9 protein-coding genes are annotated in these 12,385 nt (G+C 72.1%); 3 read left to right on the top strand and 6 right to left on the bottom strand.

Annotation, left to right across the window (positions count from 1 at the left end; translation table 11 throughout):
- Nucleotides 1-38: 38 nt before the first annotated feature.
- A complete protein-coding gene (locus DFJ66_RS09620) occupies nt 39-899 on the bottom strand; it encodes a PfkB family carbohydrate kinase (RefSeq protein ID WP_121230933.1) in 861 nt (286 codons plus the stop codon).
- Nucleotides 900-1,045: 146 nt separating this feature from the next.
- Between DFJ66_RS09620 and DFJ66_RS09615 the strand changes: the two genes are divergently transcribed.
- The 3 genes from DFJ66_RS09615 (at nt 1,046) to DFJ66_RS09600 (ending at nt 3,986) form a co-directional block, all read left to right on the top strand.
- Entirely contained in the window at nt 1,046-2,320 is a 1,275-nt protein-coding gene (locus DFJ66_RS09615) for a lytic polysaccharide monooxygenase (RefSeq protein ID WP_211351052.1), read from the top strand.
- A complete protein-coding gene (locus DFJ66_RS09610) occupies nt 2,320-2,862 on the top strand; it encodes a hypothetical protein (RefSeq protein WP_121219964.1) in 543 nt (180 codons plus the stop codon). The genes DFJ66_RS09615 and DFJ66_RS09610 overlap by 1 nt, the downstream gene beginning before the upstream one ends.
- A 773-nt stretch (nt 2,863-3,635) precedes the next feature.
- Nucleotides 3,636-3,986: a hypothetical protein gene (locus DFJ66_RS09600; RefSeq protein ID WP_121219962.1), complete on the top strand. Its 351-nt coding sequence runs from the start codon at nt 3,636-3,638 to the stop codon at nt 3,984-3,986.
- Here DFJ66_RS09600 and DFJ66_RS09595 read toward each other — a convergent pair.
- The 5 genes from DFJ66_RS09595 to DFJ66_RS09575 form a co-directional block, all read right to left on the bottom strand.
- Nucleotides 3,965-8,233 carry an NACHT domain-containing protein gene (locus DFJ66_RS09595; RefSeq protein ID WP_170199240.1) on the bottom strand — a complete coding sequence of 1,423 codons (4,269 nt, stop codon included), beginning with the start codon at nt 8,231-8,233 and terminating at the stop codon, nt 3,965-3,967. The genes DFJ66_RS09600 and DFJ66_RS09595 overlap by 22 nt on opposite strands.
- Nucleotides 8,234-8,269: 36 nt before the next feature.
- Nucleotides 8,270-9,316, bottom strand: coding sequence for a LacI family DNA-binding transcriptional regulator (locus DFJ66_RS09590; protein WP_121219957.1), 1,047 nt, complete (start codon nt 9,314-9,316; stop codon nt 8,270-8,272).
- 115 nt (nt 9,317-9,431) lie between these two features.
- On the bottom strand, nt 9,432-10,250 hold the full coding sequence (locus DFJ66_RS09585; RefSeq protein WP_211351051.1) for a carbohydrate ABC transporter permease: 819 nt from the start codon (nt 10,248-10,250) through the stop codon (nt 9,432-9,434).
- Entirely contained in the window at nt 10,247-11,101 is an 855-nt protein-coding gene (locus DFJ66_RS09580; RefSeq protein ID WP_121230929.1) for a carbohydrate ABC transporter permease, read from the bottom strand. The genes DFJ66_RS09585 and DFJ66_RS09580 overlap by 4 nt, the downstream gene beginning before the upstream one ends.
- Entirely contained in the window at nt 11,101-12,378 is a 1,278-nt protein-coding gene (locus DFJ66_RS09575) for an extracellular solute-binding protein (protein WP_121219953.1), read from the bottom strand. The genes DFJ66_RS09580 and DFJ66_RS09575 overlap by 1 nt, the downstream gene beginning before the upstream one ends.
- Nucleotides 12,379-12,385: the final 7 nt, after the last annotated feature.

Raw genomic sequence — 12,385 nt, 5'->3', positions numbered from 1 at the left:
CCTGTAGGGGCAGCGCGCTTCGCGGGTCCGTAGCGGTGTCACTCGCCGGGTGTGCGCAGTCCGCCGAGGTCCGTGCGTCCGCCCGCGTGGTCGACGGCCCGGCCCGCGGCGGCCACCGCCAGCCGACCGGCCTCCTCGGGGCGCTCGCCCCGGGCCAGCGCCACGGCCAGCGCGGCCACGAACGCGTCGCCGCCGCCGGTCGTGTCCACCACGTCCTCCTCGGTCAGCGGCACGACCACCTCGCCCGACGACCACACCAGCACGTTCGCCTCGCCCGCGACCTCCAGCGCCACCAGGTCCGGCCCGCGCCCGACCAGCGTCCGCCCGGCGGCGACCGCGTCGCCCGGCGAGCCGATGGACCGGCCGGTCAGCTCCTCGCCCTCCTGGTGGTCGGCCCGCAGCACGTCGGCGCGTTCGAGCAGGTCGGGCGTTGCCACGCCGTCGAGCACGACGAGCCCGCCGGCCTTGCGGACGGCGGCCAGCGCGGTGTCGTGCGGCTGCTGGAGCTGCACCACCACCGCGTCCGCCTCGGCCACCGCCGGCCCGAGGTCGGTCGGCGCGACCAGGGAGGTCTCCGGGATGTCCTGGAGGTAGCGCCACTTCCCGCCGCACACGACGTCCACGATCAGCGCGGACTTCCCGCGCCGTGCGACGGACGAGGTGTCGACGCCGTCCGCCCGCAACCGCTCGACCAGGTGGTCGCCGACTTCGTCGTCCCCGGCGACGCCCACCAGTGCCGCCGACGCGCCCAACTGCACCGCGTTCACGGCGATGTTCGCGCCCTTGCCACCGAGCACTTCACGGCGTTCCAGGACGGGGGAGGTGGCGCCCGCGCCGGGCACTTCGGGTACGACGAGGACGAGGTCGCGGGCCAGCTGCCCGACCACGGCGATGCGCATGGTCGAGCGATACCCGGCGACCACCAAATGAAACGAGTCGTTGACGCGCGGTCACCGGGCTGTCATGGTGTTTCTGGGAGCGCTCCCAGATGTGTGTTCCTGCGCGCACCCCTGCCAGATCACCGTCGATCTGAAGGAGACATCCTTTGCGACTCAAGCGCTTCGGGGCACTGGCCCTGGCCGCCCTCGGTGTCGCCGGTGTGACCACCGTGCTCGTGCAGACGGGCGTCGCCGTGGCACACGGCTCGATGACCTACCCGGCCAGCCGCACCTACGCCTGCTACGAGGACGGCCGCAAGGGCAGCGGCGGCGGTGACCTGCTGCCCACCAACCCGGCGTGCAAGGAGGCCGTGGCCATCGGCGGCAAGCAGCCGCTGTGGGACTGGTACGGCAACCTGATCTCCCAGGCCGCCGGCCGGCACCGCGAGATCATCGCCGACGGCGACCTGTGCGGCCCGACCACCAAGTACGACGCCTACAACCTGGCCCGCGACGACTGGCCCACCACCACCCTGCGCGCGGGGTCGACGATCACCCTGCACTACAACGCGTGGGCGCCGCACCCCGGCACGTGGGACCAGTACGTGACCCGCGACGGTTTCGACGTCACCAAGCCGCTGAAGTGGTCGGACCTGGAGCCGGCGCCGTTCAACTCGATCACCAACCCGGTCGCGCAGGGCGGCGAGTACGCGTGGCAGGCCACGCTGCCGAACAAGTCCGGTCGGCACATCATCTACTCGATCTGGCAGCGCAACGACAGCCCCGAGGCGTTCTACAGCTGCTCGGACGTGATCTTCGAGGGCGGCAGCGGCGGCGACACCCAGGCACCCACCGCGCCCGGCACGCCCACCGCGACCGCCGGGTCCAACTCGGTGAGCCTGTCGTGGGCGGCGTCCTCGGACAACGTCGGCGTCTCCAGCTACCAGGTGTTCCGCGAGGCGGGCGCGACGGACGTGCAGGTCGCGTCCGGCAGCGGCACCACCGCGACGATCACCGGCCTGTCGCCGGCCACGGCCTACCAGTTCTACGTGGTGGCGCGCGACGCCGTGGGCAACACGTCACCGCCGTCCGCGGCGGTCAGCGTGACCACCCTGCCCGGCAGCGGCGAGCCCGGTGCGTGCACGGTGACGTGGGCGACGCCGAGCGTGTGGTCCGGCGGGTTCACCGCGAACGTGACGATCAAGAACACCGGCACGGCCGCGGTCAACAACTGGGAACTGGTGTGGGACGTGCCCTCCGGGCAGACCTACGGCCAGGCGTGGTCGGGCACCGTGACCGTGGCCAACGGCAAGGCCACGGCCAAGGGTGCGAGCTGGAACCAGAACCTCGCGGCGGGGGCGTCCACGTCCTTCGGGTTCAACGGGACCGGCTCACCCACCGCGCCCACCGGGTTCACCCTGAACGGCGCGCGGTGCGCGTGATGTTCGCCCGGTGCGTGGCCCTGGTCGCGCTGCTGGTGGGGTCGGTCGCGTGCGGCGCGTCCGACTCCACCGGCCTGGGCTCGGGCGCCCTCGGCCCGCCGCTGGGCAGCCCGGCGGAGGTCGCGGCGTGGGTGGAGGAGAAGACCGGCGAGTGCGACGACCCGACCGACCGCACGATCGAGGAGTTCGCCGAGTTCGTCGGTCCGCTGCGGGCGACGCTGTACGCGCCCTATGTCGATCGATGGGCGACGTGCAAGGCCGGTCCGTACGAGCGGTTGGGGTTGGTGGTGTTCCAGCGCGAGAAGCTGGCGGACTTCCAGCGGTCGTGGCAGGAAGCGATGAAGACCGGGCAGATCAGCGACAACCCGGACTTCGGCTTCGGCAACGGCTTCGCGCTCAGCGGCACCCTCGGCCTGGAACTGCTCGGGCTGCACCAACTCACCTGCACCTCGGCACCACCCCCGCCCAGCGCCGGCCACACGCTGCCGGCCGAGGCGCCGGGCTGCCAGTACGTCCAGTTCGAGGGCCATCACCACCACTGACGGCTCGTCCCCACCGACCTCCACGGCGAACCGACTCGGCGGTGTCCGGCTTCGCCCTCAACGACGGTGGCGGACGAGACGGGAACCCGCCCCCGGCCGCGACTCCGCTAGCGGTTGCCGGAGCTCGCGACCCGGGGGCGGGTCCACCTACCCGCCCTCACGCGCCGATTTGTCGGTGCTCGGTGGGACAATGGAGACGGGGGCCGGAGGCCACGCCCGCGTGTTGAGGGAGACCGGGCCGGAAGCCGCACCACCGCCGCCGCCGCGCCGCCAAGCCGCACCACCGCCGCCGCCGCGCCGCCAAGCCGCACCACCGCCGCCGCCGCGCCGCCAAGCCGCACCACCGCCGCCGCCGCGCCGCCAAGCCGCACCACCGCCGCCGCCGCGCCGCCAAGCCGCACCACCGCCGCCGCCGCGCCGCCAAGCCGCACCACCGCCGCCGCCAAGCCGCGCCGCCGCCAAGCCGCACCGCCGCCAAGCCGCACCGCCGCCGCCAAGCCGCACTGCGCCGCTGTCGCCGGATCCGCACTGCCGCCGTTGCCGCCGCTGAGTCGCCGCTGCCGCCGCTGTCGTGGGCGAGCCGCCACTGTCGCCGCTGTGCCGTCGCCGCTCGCATTGCCGTCGCCGGGTCGTCCGTGCGCTCGCAGTCGGTGTGGCCTCCGGCCCCCGTCTCCATTGTCCCACCGCGCACCGACAGTCCCAGTCGTGGTCGTCGCGGAAGGCCGGCGAAAAAGCGGTCGCCGGCACCGATCGACCCCGCGTACGGTCCGCGCATGGTTCGTCGTACGCCACAGGAGAAGAAGCGGCTGAGCTACGCCAAGGACCGCCGCAACACCTACGGCGAGAACCCCCAGAGCTCCCGCCGCAACATCACGCGCAACCGGCAGCACGCCCACCGCGCCAACCGCCACGCCGCCGACCAGGCACTGCGGGAAGCGCTCGGCGTGCGCGACGAAGCGGTGGCCGAGCGTGCCGAGAACACCCTGCGCGCGGCCCGGCCCAAGCGGTTCCGCAAGGCACCCGACACGCCGCTGGGTGAAGTCGTGGCCTCCAAGCTGCGGCGCCGGGCCGAAGTGGGGATGTTCCGCGCGGCGGAGGAAGCTCAGACGAGTTCCGACCGGTAGGCGTCCACGGCCGCCGTCGCCAACGCCGCGTCCACCGACAGGTGGGCGCGGGCATCGGCCAAGAGCCGCACGGGGTTCGTCTCGTCGGAGTCCACAGTGGACAACTTCGCGATCACCTCGCCCGACCGCTCCTGGAACGACTGCAACACCACCGCCGCATACGACAGGTAAGCCTGGAACCGCTCCCGCACCGCCCACAGCTCCGGCGGCCAGTTCCGGAACGCCCCGCCGGACGGCGCGTTGTCGCGGTGGGCGACCAACGAGTCGTGGTCCACGGGCACGCGCGCGGTCTGGGCCAGCCAGCGAAGCAAAGCGCCGCTCACCGCGTCGGACCCGGCGTCCACCTGCAACACCTGCCCGTGCGTCACGACCTCCAGGTCCTGCCGCACGAGCTCACCCGCCAGCGCCCCCAGGTCGGACACCCCGGTGGCGGCCCGGATGTCGTACAGCTGCCGCACGGTCCGGTTCAGGTCGCGGGGCAGGCCGGCGGACAGGGCGTGGCACAGCCACACGTACGGCTCGGGCAGCCGCAGCACCCGTTGCACCAGCAGCCGCCGGGTCTGGGTCAGCGACAACCGGCTCACCTGGATCACGTTGTCGAAGGCCGAGTCGAACGCGGTCCGCACGGTCAGCGCCCGCCGCGAGAACGACGCCAGCGCGTCCTCCGACACCGCCACCAGGAAGAAGCACCCGGGCACCCCGAACACGGACTTGACGTCGTTGATGAACTGCTCGGCCGCCTCGGCGGTGGCGATCTTGTCCACCTCGTCGATGCACACCACGATCCGCGGCGCCCGCCGGTCGGGCCGGGTCGGCAGGTGGGACACCAGGAACGCCAGGAAGTCCCGGAACTCGCCGACCAGCTCCGGGTACGTCTTGACCTGCTCGGCCCGCTGCCGCGCCAGCGAACCACCCAGTTCCACCCCGGGCTTCACCGCCGCGGTCGCGGTGCGGGTGGTCGTCTCCAGGTACCGCAGGGCACGCAGGTGCGCCCGCGCCACGTCCTCCACCGACGTGTCACCGCGCCGGAACCCCCGCCGCACCACCACTTCCACGACCAACGCGACCGACAACGCCACCCCGACGCCGACCGCGACGCCGCGCACGTTCCGCCACGCCCACCGCCCGGCCTCCACCGCGGACGGCCACAGCACCGCCCCCACGACCAGCAGCACCGCGACCACGGCGGTCACCACCCACCGCACCCGCACCCGCCGCGACGCCCGGGGAGCCGTCTGCGGGTCGGCAGGCAGCACGGCCATGCACATCCGGCTGAACAGGTGGACCAGGAAGTCCCGGCTGTTGTAGTTGGTCGGCGCGGGCACGACGACGGTCAGGTCGTCGGGGTTCCCGCCCAGCCGCCGGTCGCCGAAGATGCCCAGCACGGTGCTCTTGCCGATCCCGCGCGGACCGCTCAGCCCGATCGCACCGCCGGACATCGCGTCGAGCATCCGGTTCAGCCGTGCACTGGTGTCGGTCGGCACGAACTGCGCGCTCTCGGTCAGGTCGCCGAGCCACTTGACCGACGCGTCGGGCAACCGGGTGTCGTAGGACCGCCGCGCCAGCACCTCGACCCGCGCCGCCACCATCGGCAGCACCCCGTTCTCCACCAACGCTTCTACGAGCGCCTCCCACGCCCGCACCGCGTCCCGCCGCGCCTGCGCCGCCCCGCGCGGCAACGCCGTCTCCGCCGGCCACACCGCCGGGTTGTCGACCGACAGCCTGTCCCACCGCTTCTTCAACGGCCGGGACCACGCCCACAGCACCCCGAACACGACGGCCGCGCCACCCAGGACGTACACCGACACCGGGTGCACAGCCCGCATGACCGCCACGACCTCCGCCGGTGACATGACGGAGACGACCAGCAAGCCGCAGGACACCACGACACCGGCGTAGGCGCTCAAGTGCACCCGGTGCAGCGGTGCCAGCCGGACGGCCACCGCGCGGTGCCACCGGGCGAGCCGGTCCATGAACCGCGACTGGTAGGCGTCCGTCAGGTCCAGCTGCCAGATGAGCGGTTGCAGGAACCCAGCCGCCGCCATGACCACGATCCCCACCCACGCGACCGACAAGGTCACCGCCGGTGCCGCGCCCACCGCGAGGGCCGCCCCCGTGGCCAGTGCCGCCAACGGCCCGCCGACGTGGCCGAAGAACCGTGCGGCCCGCGCCGGCCGGGGCACTCCGGCCCGCGCCAGCAACCTCTCCTTGACCGCCACGTAACGCTCGCGCGCCGCGCTCGTGGCCACGACGAGGTCTTCCCGCGTGTCCTCGATCTCGGCGACGATCTCCAGCTTCAACCGCCGGATGCTCGGCGCCTCGATCACCGCCTGCACGTCGGCCCGCGCGAACGCCCGTTCCACCAGGTCACCGCGCAGCAGCCCGACCATCCGCACGGCGTCCTCGTCCACCGGCGGCTTGGTGGACCCGTACTCGGCGGCCAGGTGTTCTTGGAGCAGGCGGTGGCGGAACTGGTACACGCCACCGGAGTGCCGCAACAGCCCCAGCCGCCATTCGGCTTCGAGGAACGTCATCAAGCGCCACGGCAGCCGCCCGCGCAACGCCAGCCAGATCCGGCTCACCGAGTAGCGGGCGTAGGCGCTGAACGACACCCCCACCAGCCCCAGGCAGACCACCAGCAGCACACCCGCCCCGGTCCAGCCGGCCAACCCCGCCGCGAACGCCCCCGTCAACCCGGTGACGCCGCCCTGCACCAGCGCCATGCGCCGGTCGCGCCACAACGATTCCTGCGGGTGCCGGGCGACGTCGGCGTCCGGCGACCGGGTGACCGCCACCCGCGACGCGCCGAGCGCGCCGACGACGACCCCGACCGCCACCCACAGCCACGCACCCACGACCGACCCGCCGAACGCCCGGACCGCCACCGCCGTCACCCCGCCGGCGACCGACCCGAGCGCGAACACCGCCAGGCTGCGCGGCTCGCCCAGCCGGATGCGCGCGGGGAAGGGCGCCGACCGCGCGCTGAACCCCAGCCGCAGGAGGGCCGCGACCGTGCCCCCGCCCAGCAGCACCCCCGCCCACACCCCGAACAGCAACGCGCCGGCGAGCCCGGTGGCCGAGCCGAGCAGCAGCGCCGCCGCGGCGAACACCCCGCGCGGCACGCTCTCGCCCAGGTGCCACCAGGCCAGTTCCGTGCTGCCCAGCCGTTCGAGGTGCGCGGCCAGGAACCCGAGCCTGTCGACCGCCCGCTCACCGGGTTCGTAGCCGTCCGGGGAGGTGCCGGGCGCGGCGCGGACCAGCGCGGTCTCCAGCAGGTGCCGCTCGACGGCGTCGCGGGTGGGGAACCGGGTCGTGTCGAGCAGTTCGGCCGGCGAGGTGCTCGGCGCGGCGTAGGCGCGCAGCACCAGGTCGATCGCGCGCGGCGAGGACAACGTGCGGGCCAGCGGGCCGTCGGGGTCGGCGTCGAGGAGGTCGAGCAGCGGTGCCCACCGGTCGTCCTCGTGCGGCACCCGGTCGTGCAGGTAGGTGCGTACGTCGAGCGGTGCGAGCGGCAGCAGTTCCACCACGGGGACCCGGGGGGTCGCGCGCCGCAGGTGGTCGCCACCGGTGAGGACGAACGGGGAGTCCGAGCGTTCGAGCTGCCACAGCAACTCGGACTGCCACACCGGGTGCATCTCGTCGAACCCGTCGAAGAGGGGCAACACCGGCGTGGACTCGACGAGGGAGCGTGTCGAGTCGGGGCCCAGCACGGTCAGCAGGGGGAACTCGGCGGCGAGCCACTCCGACAACGGGACGTCGGGGGTCCAGTGCACGAGCGGGACGACCACGGGCACCGGGTCACCGGGCTCCCAGTTGTCCAGGAGCTCCGACGCCAACCGGGCGGCGGCGGTGGTCTTGCCGGAGCCGGGCGCCCCGACGATCACCAGTTGCCGGTCGGGCAACGCGAGGAAGGCGGCCGTGAGGCTCCAGGGCTCCACCGGGCCACGCCCGGCGGGTTCGACCCACCGCATCGGCACCCGCAACCACATGTCGGTGGCGGCGAGCCGGCTGCGCGCGGAGCTGGCCAGGGTGGCGATCAGCGAGTCGATGGACAGGTCGGTGGAGGGTGCCCGGAAGCTCCGCAGCTGGAGCACCACGGTGATGACGGTCAGCGCGGCGACCAGCACCCACGACCAGGGCCGCAGGCTGTCCGGGATGGCGCCGGCGTTGGTGAGGAGGTTGCCCACCACGCCGACACCGCCGGCTAACAGGACGGAAACGCCGAAAGCCGCCGACGAACGTCGCATGCCGCATTATCGACGTTCGCCGCGCCGGTGTTTCGATCAAGCCCTGGGGGGAGCGGTGCTCTGCCGGACCACCAGGGTCGTGGCCAGTTCGATCCGGCGGTGTTCGGGCTCGTCGCCGCGGGCCAGCGTGATCGCCAGGCGGGTGCCCGCGGCGGCCATGTCCTGCAACGGCTGCCGGACCGTGGTCAACGGCGGGCCGACCCACTGGGCCACCGGCAGGTCGTCGAAGCCGACCACCGACAGGTCCTCCGGCACCCGCAGCCCCGCCGCCCGCGCGGCCTCGTAGACGCCCAACGCCTGCAGGTCGCTACCGGCGAACACGGCCGTGGGCGGGTCGGGCAGGTCGAGCAGGGGAGCGAACTGGCGGCGGCCCGACTCGACGTGGAAGTCGCCGTAGCGGACCAGGTCCGGGTCGAAGGCCAGGCCCGCGGTCTCCAGCGCCGCGCGGTAGCCGTCCACCCGGGCCCGGCTGCACAGCACGCGCTCGGGGCCGCCGATCATCGCGATCCGGCGGTGGCCCAGTTCGATCAGGTGGCGGGTCGCGGTGAGGCCGCCGTTCCAGTTCGTGGCCCCTATGGACGGCGTCGAGTCCTGGGGTTCACCGATCGGGTCGACCACCACGACCGGGATGTCCCGGGCCCGCAGCTTCGCCAGCTGCTGGGCGGTCAGGTCGGAGAACACCGAGATCACGCCCAGTGGCCGGCGCGCGATCACGCCCTCCAGCCAGCCGTGGCCGGGGGTGAGCCGCCCCTGGGACTCCGACAGCACCAGCGCCAGACCCTGCTCGGCGGCGACCTGCTCGGCACCCCGGATGATCTCCAGCGCCCACGCGCTCTCCAGCTCGTGGAACATCAGCTCCACCAGGTTCGACCGGCGGGAGCGCTCGTCGGATCGGCGCTGGTAGCCGTGCCGGCGGATGATCGCCTCGACCCGCTCCCGGGTGTGCGGGGCGACGTCGGCGCGGCCGTTCATCACCTTCGAAACTGTCGGTACCGATACGCCGGCCTCGGCCGCGATGTCGGCAATGGTGATCTTGCCGGAGGTGGTGTCATCCGGCGAAGACGGGTCGGCTTTGGTCGGCATGGCCGCAGTCTACGGCACCGAAACTATCGGAAGGTAAAAAGTGTGCCGGACGGCTCAAGCCGTCCGGCACCCGTCTCACCAGCCGAAATCGGTACTCACCGACCGCGACCGGTGCTCACTTCCCGAATCCGGCAGTCAGGCCGCTGAGCAGGAACCGCCGCGCGAACAGGTACACCGCGAAGATCGGCAGCACCGACAGCAGCACGGCCGCCATCAGGGCCGGCACGTTGGTGCCGAACTGGCCCTGGAAGTTCCACAGGCCCAGGGTCAGCACCCGGCTGGACTCGGACTGCGTGAGCACCAGCGGGAACAGGAAGCCGTTCCACGCGTTGAGCGCCGTGTACACGACCACGGTCATGATCGCGGGTCGGGCCAGCGGCAGCACCAGGCTCACCAGCACCCGGAACGGCCCCGCCCCGTCGATCGCCTGCGCCTCGTACAGCTCGGACGGCACGTCGCGCAGGCTGTTGGTCAGCACCAGCGTCGCCACGGGCAGCGCGAACGCCGCCGTCGGCAGGATGATCGCCGTCAGGCTGTCGTACAGGTGCATGCGGGTGATGAGCAGGTACACCGGGATGATCGTGGCCTGCGCGGGGATCGCCAGGCCCATCAGCAGCAGGGTGAACCCGCGCTGCACGAACCGCCCGGTGCCGCGCACCACCGCGTACGCGCACGGCACGCCGACCAGCAGCACGATCGCCACGGTCGCGACCGTCACCACGATGTTGTTCACCAGGTACTTGCCGAAGCCGCCGTCCAGCACGGTGACGTAGTTGTCCAGCGTGGGGTTGGCCGGGAACTCCAGCGGGTGCGAACCCAGGTACTCCTGCCGGGTGCGCAGGCTCGCGGTCACCACGTAGTACAGCGGTCCGACGACGATCGCCAGCCACACCAGGGCGAAGAGCCCGGCGGGCCAGTTCGGACGTGACTTCACGAGCCCTCCTGCTGGCTGCTCATCGCGCGGAACCCGCTCCACCGCATGACCGCGACCGACAGCGCGGTCCCGAGCACCACCAGCACCACGGCGATCGAGCTGGCGTAACCCATCTCGAACCCGCTGAAGCCGGTGATGTACATGTGCAGCGGCAGGATCCGCGTGGCCGTGCCCGGCCCACCGCCGGTGAGGATGAGCACGGTGTCGAACGTCGTCAGCGACCCGACGAGCATCAGCACCGACGAGGTCACCAGCGTGTACCGCAGCTGCGGCAGCGTGATGTGCAGGAACTTGCTCACGCGCGACGCCCCGTCGATGGTGGCCGCCTCGTACAGCGACGCCGGGATGGCCCGCGCCGCGCCCTGGTACATCAGCGTGTGGAACGGGATGTACTGCCAGGAGATCACGAACACCACGGTGTAGATCGCGATGTCGGGGTCGCCCAGGAACTGCATCCCACCCGCGGCGATGCCGAAGTTCGGGTCCAGCAGCGCCTGCCACAGCAGCGCGATGGCCGCCGTGGACAGCAGCAGGGGCAGGAAGAAGATCGAGCTCAGCACCGCGCGGGACCGCTGCGGCCCGGCCGCCCAGACCCCGATCAGCAGTGCGATCGGGGTCTGGAACAGCCAGGACACGACCATGAGCAGCACGGTCCGCCCCACGGCGGCGTGGGCTTCCCCGTCGGCGATCAGGCGGGACCAGTTGGCGGTCCCGTTGGGCACCGGGGTGCCCAGTCCCTGCCACGACGTGAAGCTCAAGTACACCACCAGCACCATGGGCAGCACCGCGAACAGCGCGAAGAACCCGTAGGCGGGGACGGCGTACCAGCCGGACGGTCGCTGTGAACGCATCAGCGCGCGGCCACCGCGTCGACGAACTGCTGCGGGGAGACCTTGCCCAGGAAGAACTCCTGCAGCTGGGTCAGCATGGCCGTCGCCTTCTCGGCGGGCAGGTCCTGGTCCCAGGACAGCTGGAAGCTCTTGGCCTCCTTGACCTGGCCGTAGATCCACGTCGTGTACTCGGAGTTGGCGGCCTTGGCCAGCTTGCTCTCCACGCCGACCACGGCCGGCACGTCACCGGCGTCGATCAGCGCCTGCACGTAGGAGTCCTCGTGCAGCGCGGTGGAGACGAACTTCTTCGCCGCCTCGACCTGGGAGGAGCCCGAGGTCACCGAGTAGTAGTTGCTCGCGTTGCCGACCACGTTGCCAGGATCGCCCTTGCCGCCCGGGATGGACGGGAACGCCACCCAGCCGAGGGACCCCTTCTTGACGAAGTCGGGGCTCTGGCCGAGCTGGTTGACGTACTCCCACGAGCCCATGAGGTGCATGGCGGCCTTGCCCTGCGCCAGGATCGTCGAGGCGCCACCCACGTCGTAGCCGACGGAGGCGAAGTTGGTGCCGAAGCCGCCCCGGTCGATGAGCTCCTTGAGCTTGGTCAGCGCCTCGGTCACGGCCGGGTCCTTCCAGCCCTGGCCCTTGCCGTCGCGGATGTTGCGGAACACCTCGGGGCCGCCGATGCGGTCCAGGATGTACTCGATCCACATCAGCTCGGTCCAGGCCTGAGAGCCGGCCAGCGAGATCGGCTGGATGCCCTTGGCCTTGAAGGTGTCCACCAGCGCGAGCAGGTCGTCCCACGTCTTCGGCGGCTGCGCGCCGGCGGCGGCGAACACCTCCTTGTTGAAGAACAGCAGCACGGGCTGCATGCCGCGCATCGGGATGCCGTAGTACTTGCCGTCGATCTTCGCGCCGTCCAGCACGCTGGGCAGGAACGCGCTCTTGAGCGCGCTGTTCTGGTCGAGCACCGGGGTCAGGTCGGCGATCTTGCCGGCGTCGACGTACTCCTTGAGGTTGCCGCCGCCCCAGTTGAAGAACACGTCCGGCGCGTTCGGCGAGCCGATCGCGACCCGCAGCTTCTGCTTGTACGGGTCGTTGCCGAACGTCTCCAGCGACGCGTTGCCGCCGCCGGACTTGAAGAAGTCGATCGACTTCTGCTCGATCGGGTTGAGGACGGGGTCCTGGAGCGCCCACACCTTCACCCCACCCGCGCCCGGCTCGGCCGGACCGGCCGTGCCACACGCGGACACCACTGCTGCCACGGCGACGAGCCCTGCGGAAACCAGGGTTCGCATCCATGAT

This window comes from Saccharothrix variisporea, from assembly GCF_003634995.1.
Classification (GTDB): Bacteria; Actinomycetota; Actinomycetes; order Mycobacteriales; family Pseudonocardiaceae; genus Actinosynnema; species Actinosynnema variisporeum.
The sequence above is the reverse complement of the archived record's forward strand: the minus strand, read 5'-3'. Positions and strand labels throughout refer to the sequence as shown.

What these genes read in the sequence shown, in the direction of transcription:
- DFJ66_RS09620 (WP_121230933.1), bottom strand. Translation starts at nt 899, where the DNA reads ATGCGCATCGCCGTGGTCGGGCAGCTGGCCCGCGACCTCGTCCTCGTC.
- DFJ66_RS09610 (WP_121219964.1), top strand. Translation starts at nt 2,320, where the DNA reads ATGTTCGCCCGGTGCGTGGCCCTGGTCGCGCTGCTGGTGGGGTCGGTC.
- DFJ66_RS09600 (WP_121219962.1), top strand. Translation starts at nt 3,636, where the DNA reads ATGGTTCGTCGTACGCCACAGGAGAAGAAGCGGCTGAGCTACGCCAAG.
- DFJ66_RS09595 (WP_170199240.1), bottom strand. Translation starts at nt 8,233, where the DNA reads ATGCGACGTTCGTCGGCGGCTTTCGGCGTTTCCGTCCTGTTAGCCGGC.
- DFJ66_RS09590 (WP_121219957.1), bottom strand. Translation starts at nt 9,316, where the DNA reads ATGCCGACCAAAGCCGACCCGTCTTCGCCGGATGACACCACCTCCGGC.
- DFJ66_RS09580 (WP_121230929.1), bottom strand. Translation starts at nt 11,101, where the DNA reads ATGCGTTCACAGCGACCGTCCGGCTGGTACGCCGTCCCCGCCTACGGG.
- DFJ66_RS09575 (WP_121219953.1), bottom strand. Translation starts at nt 12,378, where the DNA reads ATGCGAACCCTGGTTTCCGCAGGGCTCGTCGCCGTGGCAGCAGTGGTG.